The sequence below is a fragment of the Sunxiuqinia rutila genome (assembly GCF_050589705.1).
Classification (GTDB): Bacteria; Bacteroidota; Bacteroidia; order Bacteroidales; family Prolixibacteraceae; genus Sunxiuqinia; species Sunxiuqinia rutila.
In genome coordinates, this window is record NZ_JBNGOT010000003.1 from 420,715 (window position 1) to 441,028 (window position 20,314).

The window sequence follows — 20,314 nt, forward strand, 5'->3', positions numbered from 1 at the left end:
TAGCGCCGTTTAATCATCCTTGCGGAATAATAGTTGTCCGGCTATTTCCTTGATCTCTGTTTTATTCTTTTGGTCTTTTTACCGTGCCTTTACAGAACGATTTTTTAGCACAATCATACGAATATACAAACTTTGCCTTTTCTAACCTATGCTTTCATGCCAGATTTTATACAAAGTAATTAACCACTATATTTTCGACGTCGGATTACACTGAATATCAAGCCAAGTACAGAAATCAGGGCCAAAGGGATGAGCACATTGAACAGCTGCCAGAATAAGCGTTGCTCACGAATTTTAACTTTATCCAGCAAGCGAATTTGAAACGCCTGCGACCGCAAAGACATCAATCCTGTTTTGTCGCACAAATAACTGATGGCATGAACCAGAAATTCCTTATTTCCGAAAGTCTGCTGCGAATAACGGTCATAGCCCAAAGGCAGAATCTGAACCTGGCCGTTTCGCCTGGAAACCTGATTCGCAATCAGACTGCCATCCGCTATAACAATCATGCGTGCAGGCTTCGACCGATCCATCACCTCAATTTTCTGGGTATTGAAGTCAGTCAACATCCGGTTTTGAAACACCGAAGGGAATTGTCCTTCCAGCAAGACACCAGTCATCAGGTACTTTTCGTTAAACATGCTTTGGCTTGGGGGCTGGTTGATGCTTTGTAAACTGACCTCCAAGGGAGTCTGAATTTTCCGGGAATAGTTGGACGTATGCAAAACAACAGATTTCCGGATGGCCGGATCTTTTCCAACCGTGTCAATGGTACTCACAAATTCGGCCTTCAGCTGATTCAGGTTGCGGCTTAACACGTGCGCCTGCGAGGGTTTTAACAACGGAGAATAATACCAGGGAGCTGGTGTATATTTGGGGGGACTTCCCACGGGAGCAGTATTCACCGGAATCATCAGGCATTCCACATCCTGCACCAGGTTTGGATTAACCCGAACGCCATAGCGAAACAGCTGATCATTCAAATTTAAATCGCGCGAAAAAGCCAGGGTGGTCTCTCCCCTGCTCAGGCTATCAAGACTCACGCGCACCGGATCAATCAGCCAAAGCAGGTTACCGCCACGCATCAGGTATTGATCAATGTAAAACTTATCCTGTTCCGAAAAAGCTTGCTTAGGATCAGCAATTACCAACACATCGGGTAAGCTTTCGGCCTGAAACAGAGCTTCGGCACGCAAGTCGGTTACGTGAAAGTTCTCAGTCAGCGTTTGCCGCATATCACGGGTTTCCGGCTCTGTTAGTTCATCTTGTCCTTGCAGAAAAGCAACTGTGGGCTTGTTGTCCGTCAGTAAAACGTTAAACGCCCGCATCAGCTCATATTCCAAGGTTTCAACCGACTGGTTCAAATTTGTTTCCGACGACAAGGACGGATTGTTTTTCAGCAGGTTAATCCCAATATCATAATCCTTATACTTAATGACTGCCCCCGGAAAAATCAATTTCGTAACCGTCCCTTCATCACGCTGCAAGCGCAAATCCGTTGGACGAAGCCCCAGACTCACCAAGCGATCAAACAACTTGTTTTGTTCTTCGGTAGTACTGACCAGCTTATACGGATCGAGCAATTCATAATGAACCCGATAATCCGCATAGGCATTAATATCCTGTATTTTTTCCACCAAGGCTTGCTGCAGTTTGCGAAAGCCCGGAGGCAATTCACCATCCAGAAAAATATCCACTTTGATGGGAGCGTCAAGTTGCTGAATCAATTGTTTTGAAACCGGAGACAAGCTGTAGCGTTTTTCAGAAGTCAGATCAAGCCGAAAAAACCAGGATCCCGCCACCAGGTTCAAAACAAGCAATCCGCCCATAAGTATCGCCAGCTTTTTCAGTTGCTGATTCCTGTTTTTCTGTTTTTGCTGAAGTAAAAGACTGGTGACCACCAAAAAGAAAAAACTAAGGGAAAGAAAATAGATCAAATCCCGGGAATCCACCACGCCCCGGCTAACCGACAGATAATGTTCATTGATTCCAAGTTGAATCAGCATTTCACGAATATTCGGCGAAAAATTCAAACCGGCAGCCAGCTCAAATCCCTGGTAAGTCAAAAAAGAAACAAATAACGCCAGCACAAAAGCCAGCAACGGGTTGTCAGTCGTGGCCGACGCAGCCAAACCAATAGCCACATAACCTGCAGCCAGACAAAATAAACCTATAAACGACCCCCACGATGCACCGGCATCCCAATTTCCGGCGGGGTTACCCAGCTGGTAAACAGTGCAAAAATAAACCAAGGTTGGCAGTAAACACAAAAGCACAAGCACCAGTCCGGCCAGGTATTTGGCCCAAACCAACTGCAACAAAGAAATGGGACGAGTTACCAAAATTTCAAGGGTGCCCGACCGTTTTTCTTCGGCCAGTAAACGCATGGTTAAAGCCGGAACCAGGAACAAAAAAATCCAAGGGGCCAGCGAAAAATATCCATCCAAAGTGGCATACCCATTATCCAGCAGGTTGTAATTACCGGGAAAGACCCACAAAAACAAGCCATTGGCAATTAAAAAAACAAAGGCAACTAAATAGCCTGTGAGAGAACCGAAAAATGTGGTGATTTCCTTTCGAAATAAACTATACATGTATGCTTTCGTTTTTTACTCAAACGAAGATAAAAAAGATTAGCTGATTTTGTTTAACTTCTGGATCATCATCGCAGCGGCGCGTTGCGATGCTCCCGGCTGCCCCAGGTGTTGATGCAACTCATCATAACTCCTCTGTACTTGGCGCTGGTAATCCTCATCAGTCAATAAACGCTCCACTTCTGCGCGGATATTTTTCACCGAACATTGATGTTGCAAAAGTTCCTTAACGGCCATCCGCCTCAAGATTAAATTAACCAGCGACACCCAGGTTATTTTCACCAAATACTTTCCAAGCCAGTAAAAAAGTGCACCGCCATCCATCCGGTAGAGCACAACTTGTGGGCAACGCAAAATACCGGCTTCCAAAGAAACAGTACCGGAGGCCAGAACCGCAACCTTTGCCTGCTGCATAATTTCGTACGATTGGTTATACAGTAAGCAGGCTTCCGGGTAACCGGCCAACAATTCATCGTAAATAGAGCGGTCGATGTTGGGGGCAGCGGAAACTACCAGCTGGCAATGGGTAAAAGCAGAAGCAGCTTCAAGCATACGAGGCAACAAGGACTTAATTTCCTGTAAGCGGCTCCCGGGCAAAAGCGCCAAAACAGGCTTCCCACTCAAATCATGCTTCTTGACAAAGGTTTCAAAGTCAGCTTTAGAAGGCTTACTCATCACCTCATCCAAAACCGGATTGCCAACATAATTCACCTCATAGCCTAAGCCCTTGTAAAAATCAGTTTCAAACGGAAGAATGGTAAACATCTCGTCAACAAAGGCCTTGATCTTTTTGATCCGGTGTTTCTTCCAAATCCAAATTTTAGGTGAAATGTAATAAAATACACGAATACCATGCTTTTTCGCAAACTCAGCCATGCGCAGATTAAAGCCCGGATAGTCTACCAAAACCAGCACATCCGGCTGAAAGTTTAGCAAATCTTCTTCGCAGGTTTTAAAGTTCTTTTGAATGGTGCGCAGGTTCATCAAAACCGGTAAAAAACCCATAAAAGCCATTTCGCGGTAATGTCGCGTCAGCTGCATTCCGGCACGTTCCATCCGTTCACCGCCAAATCCCCTCAACCGGGCATCAGCGTCTTGTTTTACAATTTCTGCAATCAGGTTGGAAGCATGCAAATCACCGGAAGCTTCGCCAGCTATAAAATAGTATTTCATAAATTAAAGGGCTTTCGAAACAATAACGAAAAAAGCATATAAAAAGGTGGCTAACAAAACTCCCCGTGCGGCCAGGTCATATTTTCGTTTAATCAGCAACAAAAAAAGCAACAGGTTAGGCAGCACACAAAGGGTAAGCAACTTGACCAACATGTTAAAACGCCACAAATTCTGAACGTATTCAGCAAAACGAACTTCATTGTAGCGCGCCAAATACATCACCAAAAACATGATGAGTGGCAGCAACAAGCCCGGCCAAAAGCCAAACTTCAACTTATTGATATTGGGTCCGATTCCTGCCATCTTAAAACTTCCAGGTTCTCATTTGCTCATAGGTTGTCCGACAAGTCATATCGACATTCACCGGAACAATCGACACAAACTGGTTGTCCAACGCATGCATATCTGTGCCTTCCTGGTCGGGTTCAAAATTTTTAAAATAACCAGCCAGCCAATAGTATTCCCGCTGATGTGGATCCGTGCGTTTTTCCAATTCTTCCACCCACTTTCCGGCAGCTTGGCGGCACACTTTAATGCCTTCAATATTGCCTTTCGGAATGTTCACATTGAGGCTGACAAAGGGCGGCAAGCCTTTTTCGAAAACCGACTGAAAAACCCGGGCCACCCACATTTTGGCTTTTGAAAAATCGGCATCCGGCGCATAATCGCACAAAGAGAAGCCGATGGAGGGCACTCCATGCAAACAGCCTTCAATGGCTGCTCCCATCGTTCCGGAGTAGACTACACTGATGGATGAATTAGCGCCATGATTAATGCCGGAAATCACAAAGTCCGGAAGCCGTTCCACCAAATGATTAAAGCCCAGTTTTACACAATCAACCGGGGTGCCACTGCACTTGTAGGCAATGTATCCCTCTTCCTCCTCCACCTTGGTGGCTCGTAAAGGCTTATCCACAGAAATGGCATTCGACATACCCGACATGGCCATTTCCGGTGCAACAACTATCACATCTCCAAAAAGACGCATTACCTCAGACAATTCTTTCAAACCTTTCGCCTGAATTCCATCATCATTGGTAATAAATATTAGCGGACGCTGTTTCATTTTTTCCATTTTTTATGCGAACCACAAAGATAATCTTATCCCCTTGAATGGCTAAAAAATTCAAACCCTATTTTCGCCCGAAATAAACCAACTGACCAACAGACTCGTTAAACAAGTACTAAAACGTCAGATTATGGAAAAACTAAAAGATGCCGTTGTATGGGCCGAAATACCCGTCCTGAATTTTGACCGGGCCAAAGCCTTCTACTCCAAAATTTATGATTATGACATGTACGAACAAATGATGGGCCACCACCGCATGGGCTTTCTGCCAATGGATCCGGACGCCCGCGGAGTTGGCGGAGCCATTGTTCAGGGGCAAGGCTATACACCAAGCGCATTGGGATCCAAAGTTTACCTGAACGCTGGCAATGACCTTAGCCTGGTGCTTAACCGGGTAAGCCTGGCCGGAGGGAAAGTCATTCAGCCCAAAACAAAAATTACAGATGAAATTGGCTATTATGCCGTATTTGAAGACACCGAAGGCAACCATGTCTGCCTGCATTCCATGAACTAAACGCAACCCGCAGCAGCTAATTTAAATCTCTGAGCAGCGATGTGGTCCATCGGATCAATCATACGTCAATTCTTTAGAATGCCTGTCACTAATTAACCTCTAAATGAAAAAACGTGTGAAAGTCCTTGAAAAAAGTGACTAATAATAAACACAGATTCATATAGCAAGATGAATTTTGAAGCGTTCAAACTTTGTCTTGCTTTTCTTTCGAATGCATACTCCAACAAATAGTTTTTTCTTATCGGGGCAAGTTTAATGCTTCTTTCTCGAATTCATCCAACGCTCGTTTTTTCGGCCCCCTAGCGCTTATCCAACATCAAAAACATGAAATTAAGTTCATTATTAAACAAAACAAAAGCCCAGCGACCAAACAAAAAAAAGAGCATGCTAAGTTCTTTAAGACACTGACAACAAACAACGTAACTCACAAAAAGATTTATTTGAACAATTTATAAAAACATAAAAATTTTCGATTAATTTTATCTATTTGTAAATTCGCAATTCAAATTAATTGACTAGATTTACTTTCACTGAAAAGTAAACAATCAAACTAAAGTAACACCTAACGACATGGTTCTGCGAAAGAAAGAAGATACGGACAATATGCAAATAAGCGAGTTGAAACACTACAAACTGCGCATGCAGATTATTCGTTATCTCTATAAAAAATCGCCGCAGCCAGCTTCTTACCTCAGTAAGAAAACCCATGTTAGTTTACCAACCGTTCGAGCTGTCTTGGATGAGCTGATTACTGAAAAAATTATATGTATTACGGGAATAGGCCCTTCCAAAGGAGGACGCCGCCCAATACTCTACAGTCTTTTATCTGAGGCTTATTACATTATGGCCGTAGAGGTTGGGCACCATAGAGCCAAGGCATCACTTTTCAATTGTCACAACAAAGAGGTAACAGAAATCCATGAGTACACCACCAATATTGATGATCCACATTTTTTAGAACATACTAAAGCTGTTTTCGATCAACTGCTGGTTCAATCGGGGTTAAAACGAAGCCAGATTGTTGCTCTAGGAGTAAGTATGCCTGGCTTAATCGACTCGGTGAATGGCATTAACAAAACCATTAAGGATCCAAAGGCACAAGCAGTAAAAGCCAGACTCTCGAAGCATTTTAACATCCCTATCTATATTGAAAATGACGCCCGGATGCAGGCCTTAGGTGAATCCGTTTTCGGAAAAGCCCAAAAAACCAAAAACACACTTGTTCTGAACTGGCATTGGGGACTGGGGCTGGGCATGATTCTGGACGGACAAATTTACCAAGGGGCTAATGGTTCTGCTGGCGAATTCAGCCACCTTCGGATAATACCGCAAGGAAAGCTTTGCACCTGCGGGAAACAAGGATGCCTGCAAACCATCGCTTCCACACAAACGCTGCTGGACATGGCCAAGGCCGAAATAGCAAAAAAAACGCCCTCGCAACTAACCAGTAGTTACGCCAGCAAACCGGAAGAACTGGATGTAACCGCCATTACAAACTATGCTAAAAGAGGAGATGAGCTTTCCATCTCGCTCCTGCATCAATTGAGTTCCAATCTGGCATGGGGGCTTTCCATCCTCATCGAGCTTTATAACCCGGAATTGATTGTTTTAAACGGCCCCGTTACCCAAGCCGGAAAATACATTCTAATTCCCATTCAACAAGCGTTAAATCAATACTGTCTGGATAACATTATTGAGGATATTCGAATTGAGATCTCCGAACTTGGAGAACATTCCGGACTCAAAGGAGTGGCAGTCATGGTGTTTCAAAAATTATTCCGCGACAAATCAACAGACTCGCATTATTAATGCCTAATTACTTCCCGCTAATTTTCCACAATTTTACGATTCTAGTTTCGCTTAACAGAAACAGGCTCAACGCCTCTGCGCGACAATAGAAACCAGCGATAACTTCTTTTAACGACACTTTATTAGCAAAGTGTGAACTTAGATTTTAGGTGCTTGTTTTCATATTCAATTACCTGACAAAACTTATTTCAATAGTTTATTTCTAATTTTGAGTGTTAGAAACACAGGAGACATACGAGATGGAAAATTCAACTTACAATTTCACCCCACTTCCCGGATATGAAAACTTTGAGGCAACCACTCAGATTATCATCGCTGAAATTCTCAGGCGCAAACTGCCTTTCGAGATCATTGATGCCGATAACAATTTACTGGCGGTTACCTTCAACGATAAAGAATATATCATTCATGAAGGGACCATTTCAGACGCAAACAGCCTGATTGCCTATTGGATTTCGAATGACAAGTGGATGACCCGCCAGTTTTTGAAACGGCAAAACATCCGGCAAGCCCAAGGAGTCTTGTTACTGCGAAATTATGCGGATCAGCAGCTTAGCGTCATCAACTTTCCGGCAGTGGTAAAACCCGCCAATACCGATCATGGCATTGCTGTAAGCACCAACATCCAAACAACCGATGAGCTCAAAAAAGCCATAGAACAGGCATTTCAGTATTCCGATAAAGTGATCGTGGAAGAGTTCTTTTCCGGCCGGGAATACCGTTTCCTGGTTATTGATAGCGAGGTACGTGCCATAGCCTATCGCGAACCAGCCAATGTATCAGGCGATGGGCAGCATACCATCCGGCAATTGGTTGAATTAAAAAATAAAGGCAGGGGAACCGATTACCGGCATCCGTTGTTAAAGATTACGATTGACGACGAAGTGCTCCGACACCTTAAAGCATCATCACTGAATCCGGACAGCATTTTGAAACCGGGAGAAAAAGTGTATTTACGCAAGAATTCAAATTTAAGTACGGGCGGCGATAGCATTGATGTTACTGACGATATGCCGGACTTTTACAAACAAGTAGCTATCCGCGCAGCACAAGCCGGAGGCCTCAACATTGCCGGCATTGATATCATTATTCAGGCAATTGATCAAACGCCATCTCCTGAAAACTACATTGTAGTCGAACTTAATGCGCCAGCCATGCTCTCGATGCACGATTTTCCCTACATCGGCAAAAACCGACAGGTAGAAAAATACGTCCTCGACAGCATTCTGAATTCAAAATAAATGGCACTTGCCCGTTTAAGCGGACAAGGAAAATCAACAGGAGCATGACATTGCAGGCTCCCATTAATTATTCATGGTACCATGACGAAAATCGAGAAACAACAAGAAATACTCCATAAATCACAGCTGGTTGCTTATTTTGAGCGGGGAAACAAACCCCCGGAAGACTGGGGAATTGGAACTGAGCACGAAAAATTTCTCTACGATCAAAGTTCTTTAAAACGGTTGGACTACGCCTCTGAAACGGGCATCCGAACCATTTTAAAACACATGCAGCAAAATGGCTGGCAGCCCATCATGGAGCAAGACAACATTATCGGGCTCAGCCAAAATGGCGCATCAATCACCCTGGAACCCGGAGGCCAGTTTGAGCTTTCGGGCAAAAATTTCAAAACCATCCACCATACCTTCATTGAAACCAAAAAGCATTTTGAAGAGCTAAAAACCATCTGCCAGAAATTCGGTTTTTTCAGCCTTCCCATGGGAGTCGATCCTTTATGGCAGGTCGATGAGCTTCCCTGGATGCCCAAGTCCCGCTATGTAATCATGCGGAATTACATGCCCACCAAGGGAAAACTGGGACTAGATATGATGACCAATACAGCAACAATTCAGGTAAACCTGGATTACGCCAGCGAAGCAGATATGATTCAGAAAATGCGCATTGCACAAGCCTTACAGCCCATTGCAACAGCCATTTTTGCCAACTCCCCTTTTTCCGGAGGAAAACCCAACGGGTATTTAAGCTATCGTGCCCAAATCTGGAACGATACGGATCCGGATCGTTGTGGCTTTTTGCCCTTCATTTTTGATAAAGGCTTTGGCTTCGAACGTTGGGTGGACTACTTATTGAATGTCCCCATGTATTTTATTTATCGCGACCAGGAATTTCTGCCTGCTCATGGAATGACCTTTAAGGATTTTTTGGATGGGAAACACGTACTAAAGCCCACCATCAACGATTGGGAAGTGCATGCCTCCACGGTATTCCCCGATGTACGTCTCAAACAGTTTATTGAAATGCGCGGAGCCGATGCAAGCTGTGTCAATCACATTGCAGCACTTTCAGCCTTCTGGGTTGGCTTGCTATATGACGAACAAAGCCGAAACGAAGCTTATGAGCTCATCTCAAAATGGACTGTCGAAGACATGCAGGCCATCCGGGCTCAGGTACCTAAAGCCGGACTAAATGCGTCCTCTGGTAACATCCATGTGGGGCAAACGGCCAAGCATTTATACCAACTTGCACTGGACGGACTCACCCGCCGATCGCAACTGTGGGGCTCCGAAGATGAAAGCCAATACCTCAACCCGGTACGTGACATTACCGCTAGCGGTATCACTCAAGCCGAAAGGTTATTGCAGCGCTTTCATACCGTGTATCACGAAGATGTAAGGGAGTTGCTATACACCTGGCAAAAGTTACAGTTACAGAGTTGCCCCAAGGAATAAAAAAATACGGATCTGCTGTCGGAACAATCCGGCAAATACAAAAGCATATAAACAAGGCATGTTTTCAAAACTAAAGTTCTTAATCAACTACATGCACCAATATCGTTGGTGGTATACCGGAGGAATTTTCTTCCTGGCCCTTACCGTCTGGATATCGGTTTCCATTCCCGAATACATTCAACAGGCTATCGACCTTATTGCCACAGGACGTTCAGGCAACGAAACAGCCTTCAACACCAATGTACTGATTATTGTTGGGCTGGCTGTAAGTTTGATTATCGTACGCTCGCTCTCCCGCATTCTGATTTTCATTCCCGCGCGGCTAATTGAAAAACAACTAAAAGGCGAGCTTTTTAAAAAGTTAGCCTCCTTCGGAAAAGATTATTACGATGAAAATGCCACGGGAAGCATTATCTCCCGCATTAATAACGATATCAACGGAGTGCGAATGATTACTGGATTTGGCTTTTTACAGATTGGTAACATCCTGTTTTCTTTATCGCTTACCCCATACAAAATGTGGCAACTCTCCCCCATCCTCACCTTGTACTGCATCATTCCGATGGTAGTTATTTTTGTGGTGGTGCGTATCGGGATGGCCGTGATGGTGAAAAACACCCGGCGGCAAATGAATATTCTTCAAAAGCTCTCCGGAAAAACCATTTCTTTTCTGTCGGGAAACAGCGTCATCAAAAGCTACAACATTTATGACTATGCCGAGCAGGAAGTTCAAAAAGAAAACGTTTCGCTGTTTGAAGCAACCCTGAAAATCACCTGGATTCGCTCCTTTATTATGCCCCTGCTTGCCAACCTTGGACAGATTCTCAAAATTGTAGTTCTGCTGGTTGGCGGAATGTACGTCATCAACGGGGAATTCACCATTGGAGAACTGACAGCCTACATCGCTTATGCAGCGCTGCTGAGCCATCCCATCATGGGGCTAGGTTGGGTGCTTACTATTTTCCAGCAAGGCTTTGTTGGTATAAGCAGTCTACAAACCATCAGAGATCGCCAAGGTCCCGATGAGCAGCGTCAGTTGCTTCCTCAACAGGAAAAAGAGCAACTATTCCAATCGGGCATCGAGGTTAAAAACTTAAGTTTTACCTACCACAATGGCAACCGCCCCGCCTTGCAAAACATCTCCTTTTCCATCAAGCCCGGACAGGTTGTTGGAATCACCGGGCAGGTTGGCTCCGGAAAAACAACCCTTATCAACTGTTTGAACGGTTATTTGCGTCCGGAAAAAGGCATGATTTATTTTGGCAAGAACGATGCTGCCGAACTTAAAAGTGAAGTAATCCGGTCGGCCGTCCGTACCGTTAGTCAGGAAGTTTTCCTTTTTTCTGACAGCATTGAAAACAACATTGCCTTTGGATCGTCTCAGGCTGCAAAACGAAATAATTTCGATGAAGTTATTTATAAAAGTGCATTTGCCGATGAACTGGCTCGCTTCACACACCGCGAAAAAACACTGGTAGGCGAAAAAGGCATTATGCTTTCCGGCGGTCAAAAACAACGGATAAGCCTGGCCCGGGCTCTTTATACGCCTTGCGACCTGCTTATTCTCGATGATGTATTTTCTGCAGTTGACACCGATACCGAACGGTTCCTGATCAAACAAATCTTTGAACAACGAACAGCACAAAGCCTGATTGTCATCTCAAACCGGATCAGCGTACTGGAGAAAACAGACTTTACGCTGGTGCTTGAAGACGGACAGATGGCTGCCAAAGGAACCCATCAGGAACTCCAGAATCAGTCAGACTTCTATCGGGAAATACTGAATCTGCAACAGGAAAGCTAGTAAAAAACGACAACTCAAGCGCAATGATAAACGCAACTCAAAAAATATTAAAAACAAAAGACTGGCAATTGCTTCAGCGATTTGGACGCTATTTTATTCCCCATAAAAAATGGCTCCTTTTCAGCATTGCGTCCATTCCAATTACAACAATTGCAGGTATTCTGTTTTTATGGCTGGTCGAAAATATTGTAGACAACTACATTGTACCGGGCAATAAAGAAGGCCTGCTCCTGCAGATTATTCTGCTGGCTGGGGTCCTCATCCTCAACCTGCTTTTTGACGGAATTTACAGCTATTCGTTTTCCAAATCAGGCGGGCTGGCCATTGTCGACGTTCGAAAAAAACTATTTGGTAAATCCCTGCGTTTTCCATTAAGCTATTTTGATAAAAAACCAATCGGAGTAACCCTTTCGCGCCTAACCAGCGATATGGAATCCATCTCTGAATCCTTCGCTGCCGGTATCCTTGGCCTGCTGGCCGACAGCATCAAAACACTAGCGCTGGTCGGTTACCTGTTCTATCTCAACTGGCGCCTTACCTTGGTGTTACTGTTGGTTGTGCCTGTCATTATTCTGGTCATGCGTTATCTTCGCAAAAAAATAAGAGCAGCCTACAACAGTTCGCGCTCCAGCCTGGCCAAGTCTGCGGCTTATTTGCAGGAAGCGCTGAACGGCATGAAAACCATTCAACTTTATGCTGCGGAAGAGGAAGCTCTAAACAAATATGACCAGCTGAACAAGCAATATTGCGATGCGCAAAACAAGTCGAATGTATACGACTCGGCTTTATATTCATTGGTTGAAGGCATCACCTCCATTGCCACGGCTTTGGTCATTTGGTATGGGGCCATTCAAATCTGGGACTTCGGCTTCACCATGGGGGTGCTGATTGTGTTTGTCACAACCCTCGAACGGCTTTTTGTACCTGTCAAACAGTTTGCCCAGCAAATTTCAACGATCCAACGAGCCTTGTCGGCCCTGGAGCACATCAATGAATTATTTGAGCAGCAAGTGGAAGATCCCTCAGAAGACCGCAGCCAGGCAAAACCACAAGCCCTGCCACTCCACGAAATCGAATTCAACAATGTTTCCTTTCGGTATTCTGAAGATACGCCGGATGTTTTAAAAAACATCTCCTTCAAACTTCGAAAAGGCGACCGCCTGGCCTTGGTAGGCACAACGGGCTCCGGTAAATCAACCATCATTAAACTGTTGGCCAAAACCTACACCGGCTATCGCGGATCCATCAAAATCAACGGAATTGAATTGACAGAACTGCCACTGGCGCAGATTCGCGAAACCATATCGGTTATGCAACAAGACATTTTCATGTTCAACAATACCATCGAATTCAACATTTCGTTGGGGCGCGAATCCATTTCACAGGAGGATGTCAAGCAGGCGGCTTCCTTCGTTTTTGCCAACCATTTTATTCACCAGCTGCCCGGAGGCTACCAGTTTGTGATTCAAGACAACGGAGACAACCTTTCGAAAGGACAGGCCCAGCTCATTTCGTTTGCACGGGCAATTTGCAGCAACAGCGAATTGATTATTCTGGATGAAGCAACCAGCGCAGTAGACTCCTTAACGGAACAGTACATTCAGCAGGCCATCGCCAATATTTTCTCGTTAAAAACGGTGATTGCCGTAGCTCACCGACTCAGCACAATCAAAAATTCGGACCTGATTCTTGTTTTAGAAGACGGACAAATTATTGAACGAGGAAACCACGAGGAACTGCAAAAGCAAGGCGGAAAATACGCGCAATTACTGCATCAGTTTGAAGAGGAAAATAAAGGTATTGAATAAGAACATCAGATAAAAAAGACGGCCACTCCCAATACGGTGATGATGGCTCCTATAATTTCTTTCCAGTTGACCCTTTCCTTAAAAATAAGAATGGCAGGCGGAATTATCAGTACCGGAACAATGGCCATAATGGTAGCGGCAATACCTGCCTTGGTGTGCTGAACGGCAAGCAGCGAAAAGGCCACGCCCAGAAAAGGTCCGAAAAAAGCGCCCAGACTGATTCGTTTCATGGCCGATGTATTTTTTACCGCAGCCCACACCCGCTGATAACGTTTCATGAAAAGCAACAGCAGGCCAAAGCCAACAATCCCAGTCATTACCCGAATTTGTGAAGCAGCAAAAGCGTCATAATCTCCCATTCCCTTTTTGCTTAGCACCAATCCTGTAGCCTGTCCGAGCGCACCACCCAAGGCAAGCAAAATACCCGACACGCTGTAGGCCGAAGTTAAGCGCTTTCGCATTTTCACCCCGCCATTCAAGGCACTGTTCTCCCGTTTCAAAATAACCATACTGATTCCCCACAGGGTAATGCCCATCCCCACCCAGTTCATTGGCGACAAAACTTCACCCAGCATGAAGTACGAAATAAAGGCGGTGAAAGGTGGTGTCATGGCCATGATGAGCATGGAGATGCGGGCCCCCACAACAACAAACGCCTGAAACAAGAGCAAGTCACCAATAACAAAACCGATTAGGCCCGATAATGCCAGCCAGCCCCACTGATACGAGCTTGCATCGAAAGGGAACCACATACCTCGCGAAATCTGCGTATAAATGGCGTAGATAAAGAAAGCAATGATTAAACGAATCAAGTTAACTGCCAGCGAACCAACTTTCTTCCCGGCCGACTCAAAGGCCATGCTGGTTACGGTCCAAAACACAGCCGTTAACAATGCGGCAATTTCACCCCAATAAGCTGCCATTAGCTAAAGTCCTCCCTATTGGAATGATAAAAACTGATTTTCAGATACAGACGGTAAAAACTGGTCGTTACTTTCATTTGAGGAATAATTTCAATGGCCCTAAAAATAATTAAATAATTCAGCCCCATCCTCCTGTCCTTCAATTTTACAGGCATTTTTTCTGATTCGATAAGATTCCTTTATCTTCGAAAATAAAAAAAAGATGCGACTGTTAATTATCAATAGTGCAGAGCCAGACGTAAGCGAATTTGCCGAAAACATTGCCCGGATTCTGCAAAGCTTGCGGGTGAACTATGATCTGATCAATTACTCATCCTGTTCTGAGGTTAACTGGTCAGTCTACCAGGGCGTACTGATTTCCGGCTCTCCTCAGGGCGATGATATTGTCGAACATCATCAGCCTTATTTTCAGTGGATCAAATCCTTTTCAAACCCCATTCTGGGAATTTGTGCCGGACACCATATCACCGGAGTCATGTACGGGGCTGAATACCTACGAAGCCGTGAACCTGAGTCCGGCGATTGTACCGTAGAAATTGTTCAGGAGGATCCGATATTCGCTGGTTTTTCCAAACATTTCACCGTTCGGCAAATGCACAATGACTCCGTCAGTTTACCTCAAAATTTTATCCATTTAGCCCAGTCGGCGGTCTGTTACAACCAGGCCATGAAACATTCAGAAAAGCCTTTGTATACGTTCCAGTTTCACCCCGAATACCTGAATCCGAAGCTGATTGAGAATTTTGTCGCCATTTGTACCCAAAATAGAAAGTGATTGAACCGGAACAATAACTTGCCATTACTTTTTGATGCTTTTTTGCCCGCGAAGCATCAATTAAGAAAAACATTGCGTTAATTCGCATGATCAAATCTGAAGACCATTCTTCATTTTTGTTACTCATGAATGAAAGGCCGCCTAACCAACGGCCTTTCTGTTTTATGCTGATCACAGTTTATTCGGTTCAACCCGTTTTCAGCACAGCCTGAAAACGAAAAAGCCAGTGTCCTCTGACACCGGCCTTCACTCATTTTTGGCAAAATGTGCATTGCCTTTACAGCAATGCGATAGTTCAATTTAAGTTTCTCCCAAAACTATTTTTCAAAAATAACCGCCTGCTCATGCACTCCACTAACGGCACGTCCTGATGGATCAGCATTGTTTTGAAACGAAGCATCCCAGGCCAAGGCTTCGGCCGTGCTGCAAGCAATTGAAGGTACCGAAGGCACACAAGCAGCAGCTGCATCAGAAGGAAAATGCTCTTCAAAAATGCTGCGATATAAATATTCTTCTTTTGATCGCGGGGTGTTAATCGGGAAACGGAAGTTGGCATGAGTCATCATTTCGTCCGACACCTGCTCTTTGGCTATTTGTTTCAAGGTGTCAATCCAACCATAACCCACACCATCCGAGAACTGCTCTTTCTGCCGCCAGGCCACACTCTCGGGAAGCAGATCTTCGAAAGCTTTGCGTACAACCCATTTCTCCATGCGCCCATTTCCGGCCATTTTGGCTTCAGGGTTTAAGCGCATCGCCACATCAATAAATTCTTTATCCAGAAAAGGAACACGCCCCTCAACGCCCCAGGCTGCCAAAGACTTATTGGCCCGCAAACAATCGTAAAGGTTGAGTTTATTCAGCTTTCGCAAAGTTTCTTCGTGAAACTCTTTGGCATTTGGCGCCTTATGAAAATACAGGTAGCCCCCAAATATTTCGTCGGCCCCTTCACCTGTGAGCACCATTTTAATCCCCATCGATTTAATCACACGTGCCAACATGTACATTGGAGTCGATGCCCGAATGGTGGTTACATCATACGTTTCGATGTGATAGATGACATCCCGGATCGCATCAAGCCCTTCCTGAATGGTATAGTGAATCTCGTGGTGAATGGTGCCGATATGATCGGCCACTTTGCGGGCAGCCACCAAGTCGGGCGAGCCATCCAGTCCAATTACAAATGAGTGCAACTGTGGCCACCAGGCATCTTTCTGATCACCATCTTCAATGCGCTTGGCCGCATATTTTTTTGCCAATGCCGAGGTTACGGAAGAGTCTAGTCCTCCTGAAAGCAGCACCCCATAAGGTACGTCTGACATCAGTTGCCGATGCACAGCGTCTTCCATCGCCTTTTTCAAATCTGAAACACTGGCCTTATTATCCTTCACATTTTCATAGTCCATCCAGTCACGGCTCCACCAGCGCTTGATTTCACCATCTTTGCTATACAAATAGCTGGCCGGCGGAAACTCCTGAATTTTGGTGCAGACACCCTCTAACGATTTCAATTCTGAACCAACATAAAAGTTACCCGACTTATCCCAGCCCATATAAAGCGGAATTATTCCAATATGATCGCGCCCAATCAGGTAAGCATCATTTTCTTCATCGTACAAAGCAAAAGCAAAAATACCGTTCAGGTCATCCAGAAAGTCAACGCCTTTTTGCTTATACAAAGCCAAAATAACTTCACAGTCAGAGCCCGTTTGATACGCATAGGTAGCTTTGGTTTGCTCACGAATTTCGCGGTGATTGTAAATTTCGCCATTCACTCCAAGAATAAGCTTTCTGTCTTCACTATACAAGGGCTGACCTCCGGATTCGGGATCAACAATAGATAAACGCTCGTGGGCTATAATCGCTCTGTCCCCACAATAAATGCCAGACCAGTCTGGTCCACGATGTCTAAGTTTTTTGGATTGTTCCAAAACCTGAGGTCTCAATTCCTGCGCATCTGTTTTTAAATCAAATACACCTACTATTCCACACATATTGCCAGTAATTTTTAAAATGAGTTATCAATTTGATTTATTCTTCAATCAAAAGTAATCATTTTGACTTCACATCAAAGATTGAAATGACATTTTTTCGATAAAAGTTCATTTTCAATATCACAAACATCATATCACAGGTGTTTTTTGCTCAATTTGCAAGGACTGCAAACTGCAATCTCGATCAAGGAGTAAATGAGAAAACCTGAAGCAAACCCAGAAAAAGAAAGAACCGAAAGCTGAAAAGCCAGCAAGCATTTCGCATAAAAAACAGCGACCGGCAAACGCCAAACGTAAATTCAGGAAAGATTGAAGCAAAAAAAAGCAGCTCATCAATGAACTGCTTTTTCTGATTCTATTTCGTTTTCTACAAGAAAATCCACTGGGTAACAATGTAAACCGGCAATAAAATAATGAGTGAGAATTTAAGGATATAGCCAAAGAAACTTGGCATATCAATTTTATTCTCTTCGGCAATTGCTTTCACCATAAAGTTGGGGCCGTTACCAATGTAGGTCATGGCTCCAAAAAACACAGCTCCCAAACTAATGGCTTTCAACAAAACTTCAGGAATATTTGCCACCAGGTTTGCACCTGCAAACTGATCGACCATCCCTAAGGCCAGGTTGTGAAAAGACACGGCTGTTGGCGCATTATCCAGAAAAGAACTCAGCGTTCCGGTGGCATAGTAAAAATGCAAGGGTGTCGACAATCCAAACGAATGGGCATTTTCCTTTAAGTACAACAAAGCCGGAACCATGGTAATAAAGATTCCGAGGAACAGATAAGCAACTTCAATAATTGGTGCCCAGGTAAACTTGTTCTCTTCGTAACGCATTTTTTTGTTGGTAAAAACCAATGACAAAATGGCCATCAATAAAATTACGCCTTCGCGAATAAACCCCAGGTAATGATTATCGTGAATGGCGTGAATGTATTGCTGGTTTAGAAAAGCAACAGCCAATACCACCCCGATCAGAAAAACAAAGTTAAGATTCCCTGTCAGCTTAATGGGCTCAACATGTGAGCGGTCCTGCACAATTGATTCTGCTGATTCTTTTTTGTGGTAGTAAGTATCAAAAATGAAATAAATCAACAGCAACAGCACGTTGGCAAAAAGCCAGGGGCCAACCAAGCCAAAGAACCAGGAAAACGGTGCTCCACGCAAGTACAACAGAAATAAGGGAGGATCTCCAAGTGGTGTCAGCATTCCTCCGGCATTGGCTACAATGGCAATAAAAAAGAGGATGGTGTGCACTTTAAACTTACGCTCTGAGTTGGTTTTAATCACCGGACGGATCAACAGCATCGCCGCGCCAGTAGTTCCCATAAATGAGGCAAGCAAACCTCCGATAGCCAAAAAAAGCGTATTAACAGCCGGCTTGGCCTCAATATCACCCTTCAGGTGAATACCGCCGGTAATTACAAAGAGGGCGCCCAACAAAATAATGAAAGGGACATAGTCGAAAAGCATTTGGTGGATTAGTTCATGATGCAGGCCGCGAGCAATCAGAACGATTGCCAGAGGGACTCCCAGAATCAATGAAACTTTTAACTTATTTATATTTTCCTCCCACCAGTGATGGAAAAATAAAGGACCTATTGCAATAAAGAGCAACATAGCCACAAACGGTAAGGATAACCATAAAGGCATACTTTCTACTGTTCCATGGTTCATAGTCAAACTAGTATTAATTTTTGATTCGATGCCGAAATTAAAAAAATATTTCCCAACACGATTGCAATATATTTTATAACATTCCTGGAAAACCAGCGATCAAGCTTATTTATTTCAATTCTAAATCCATAGGAAATATCCAAGCCAACAGCTCTAACCAACAAAAAAAGGGACCGAAGTCCCTTTTTTCTATATTCTGAAGCTGTTTTTCTTACACATTAAATCGGAAGTGCATGATATCGCCATCCTGAACGACATACTCTTTTCCTTCCACCGCCATTTTTCCGGCTTCCTTACAAGCTTGTTCGGAGCCCAGTGTCACAAAGTCATTGTATTTAATAACTTCGGCGCGGATAAATCCCTTTTCAAAATCGGAGTGAATAACGCCAGCCGCCTGAGGAGCTTTAAATCCTCTATGATAGGTCCAGGCCCGCACTTCTTTTACCCCTGCCGTAAAATACGTTTCCAGTTGAAGCAACTCGTAAGCCTTTTTAATCAGCTTATTCACGCCAGACTCCTTCAAGCCCAGGTCTTCCAAAAAGAGTTGACGTTCTTCAAAGTCCTCCAACTCTGCAATATCGGCTTCCGTGGCAGCTGCAATCATCAACATTTCTGCGCGCTCATCTTTAATGGCTTCTTTAACAGCGTCCACATAAGCGTTTCCATTCACTACCGCTGGTTCATCCACGTTGCACACATACAACACCGGTTTATTTGTCAGCAACTGCAGGTCTTTGGCCAGCTTCATGTCAGCTTCGTCCAGTTCAACCGTACGCGCTGATTTTCCCTGCAGCAAAGTCTCTTTATACAGCGACAGCACTTTAAACATGCGTTTCGCTTCCGGATCGTTACCGGTACGTGCTTGCTTTTCAACTTTGGCAATGCGGCTTTCTACAGTTTCCAAATCTTTCAGCTGCAACTCAATATCGATGGTTTCTTTATCCCGAACCGGATCAATAGTGGTATCAACGTGGGTAATATTCTCATTTTCAAAACACCGCAACACATGAATAATGGCATCTGTTTCGCGGATATTCCCCAGGAATTTATTTCCCAATCCTTCGCCTTTACTTGCTCCACGCACCAACCCGGCAATATCAACAATTTCAACCGTTGTAGGCAACACACGCTCTGGCTTAACCAGTTCTTCCAGTTTTATCAGTCGTTCATCCGGAACCGTAATCACCCCAATATTGGGTTCAATTGTACAAAAAGGAAAGTTTGCCGACTGTGCTTTCGCATTTGACAAACAATTGAACAAGGTTGACTTTCCAACATTGGGAAGTCCTACAATACCACACTTTAAAGCCATTCTTTCTCTTCTTAAAAATTGAGGGGCAAAGTTAATCCTTTTTGACTATTTTTGGACATCCAGACTTTGAGCGGCAGAATAATTTAACAATGCTGTCTGAATTAACGGGTTGAGAGCAGCACTGCCGTGAATCGCCCTCTTGTGTGAGGCCTTTTTTCATCAACAAAA

At 44.2% G+C, this 20,314-nt stretch carries 15 protein-coding genes; 7 read left to right on the forward strand and 8 right to left on the reverse strand.

Features of this window, described 5'->3' with window-relative positions:
• Positions 1 to 179 precede the first annotated feature (179 nt).
• The 4 genes from gldG to surE are packed head-to-tail and all read right to left on the reverse strand — an operon-like array spanning position 180 to position 4,842.
• On the reverse strand, positions 180 to 2,594 hold the full coding sequence (gene gldG / locus ACRD6K_RS05320; RefSeq protein ID WP_430972375.1) for a gliding motility-associated ABC transporter substrate-binding protein GldG: 2,415 nt from the start codon (positions 2,592 to 2,594) through the stop codon (positions 180 to 182).
• Positions 2,595 to 2,633: 39 nt separating this feature from the next.
• Positions 2,634 to 3,767, reverse strand: coding sequence for a lipid-A-disaccharide synthase (lpxB, locus tag ACRD6K_RS05325; RefSeq protein WP_430972376.1), 1,134 nt, complete (start codon positions 3,765 to 3,767; stop codon positions 2,634 to 2,636).
• A 3-nt stretch (positions 3,768 to 3,770) separates the two neighbouring features.
• Positions 3,771 to 4,070 carry a hypothetical protein gene (locus ACRD6K_RS05330; RefSeq protein ID WP_430972377.1) on the reverse strand — a complete coding sequence of 100 codons (300 nt, stop codon included), beginning with the start codon at positions 4,068 to 4,070 and terminating at the stop codon, positions 3,771 to 3,773.
• Position 4,071: 1 nt separating this feature from the next.
• Positions 4,072 to 4,842: a 5'/3'-nucleotidase SurE gene (surE, locus tag ACRD6K_RS05335; RefSeq protein WP_430972378.1), complete on the reverse strand. Its 771-nt coding sequence runs from the start codon at positions 4,840 to 4,842 to the stop codon at positions 4,072 to 4,074.
• A gap of 124 nt (positions 4,843 to 4,966) precedes the next feature.
• On the opposite strand from surE, the gene ACRD6K_RS05340 reads away from it, so the two are divergent.
• The 6 genes from ACRD6K_RS05340 (at position 4,967) to ACRD6K_RS05365 (ending at position 13,464) form a co-directional block, all read left to right on the forward strand.
• A complete protein-coding gene (locus ACRD6K_RS05340) occupies positions 4,967 to 5,350 on the forward strand; it encodes a VOC family protein (RefSeq protein ID WP_430972379.1) in 384 nt (127 codons plus the stop codon).
• A gap of 570 nt (positions 5,351 to 5,920) precedes the next feature.
• Positions 5,921 to 7,159, forward strand: a complete 1,239-nt coding sequence (locus ACRD6K_RS05345) for an ROK family protein (protein WP_430972380.1) — start codon at positions 5,921 to 5,923, stop codon at positions 7,157 to 7,159.
• 239 nt (positions 7,160 to 7,398) lie between these two features.
• On the forward strand, positions 7,399 to 8,400 hold the full coding sequence (locus ACRD6K_RS05350; protein WP_430972381.1) for a glutamate ligase: 1,002 nt from the start codon (positions 7,399 to 7,401) through the stop codon (positions 8,398 to 8,400).
• Positions 8,401 to 8,481: 81 nt separating this feature from the next.
• Complete coding sequence (locus ACRD6K_RS05355; RefSeq protein ID WP_430972382.1) at positions 8,482 to 9,852, forward strand: glutamate--cysteine ligase; 1,371 nt, start codon at positions 8,482 to 8,484, stop codon at positions 9,850 to 9,852.
• A 58-nt stretch (positions 9,853 to 9,910) separates the two neighbouring features.
• A complete protein-coding gene (locus tag ACRD6K_RS05360) occupies positions 9,911 to 11,656 on the forward strand; it encodes an ABC transporter ATP-binding protein (RefSeq protein ID WP_430972383.1) in 1,746 nt (581 codons plus the stop codon).
• A gap of 23 nt (positions 11,657 to 11,679) precedes the next feature.
• Entirely contained in the window at positions 11,680 to 13,464 is a 1,785-nt protein-coding gene (locus ACRD6K_RS05365) for an ABC transporter ATP-binding protein (protein ID WP_430972384.1), read from the forward strand.
• A 5-nt stretch (positions 13,465 to 13,469) separates the two neighbouring features.
• Here the strand turns inward: ACRD6K_RS05365 and ACRD6K_RS05370 are convergent, their stop codons facing one another.
• On the reverse strand, positions 13,470 to 14,387 hold the full coding sequence (locus ACRD6K_RS05370; protein ID WP_430972385.1) for a DMT family transporter: 918 nt from the start codon (positions 14,385 to 14,387) through the stop codon (positions 13,470 to 13,472).
• Positions 14,388 to 14,589: 202 nt separating this feature from the next.
• On the opposite strand from ACRD6K_RS05370, the gene ACRD6K_RS05375 reads away from it, so the two are divergent.
• Positions 14,590 to 15,162 carry a type 1 glutamine amidotransferase gene (locus tag ACRD6K_RS05375; RefSeq protein ID WP_430972386.1) on the forward strand — a complete coding sequence of 191 codons (573 nt, stop codon included), beginning with the start codon at positions 14,590 to 14,592 and terminating at the stop codon, positions 15,160 to 15,162.
• 317 nt (positions 15,163 to 15,479) lie between these two features.
• On the opposite strand, the gene asnB is transcribed toward ACRD6K_RS05375, so the two are convergent.
• The 3 genes from asnB to ychF all read right to left on the reverse strand — a co-directional run bounded on the left by asnB (position 15,480) and on the right by ychF (position 20,146).
• On the reverse strand, positions 15,480 to 17,156 hold the full coding sequence (gene asnB / locus ACRD6K_RS05380) for an asparagine synthase B (RefSeq protein WP_430972387.1): 1,677 nt from the start codon (positions 17,154 to 17,156) through the stop codon (positions 15,480 to 15,482).
• 367 nt (positions 17,157 to 17,523) lie between these two features.
• Positions 17,524 to 18,834 (reverse strand): sodium:proton antiporter, encoded by a 1,311-nt coding sequence (locus ACRD6K_RS05385; protein WP_430972388.1) that lies wholly within the window; start codon positions 18,832 to 18,834, stop codon positions 17,524 to 17,526.
• Positions 18,835 to 19,045: 211 nt separating this feature from the next.
• On the reverse strand, positions 19,046 to 20,146 hold the full coding sequence (gene ychF / locus ACRD6K_RS05390) for a redox-regulated ATPase YchF (protein WP_299584185.1): 1,101 nt from the start codon (positions 20,144 to 20,146) through the stop codon (positions 19,046 to 19,048).
• Positions 20,147 to 20,314: the final 168 nt, after the last annotated feature.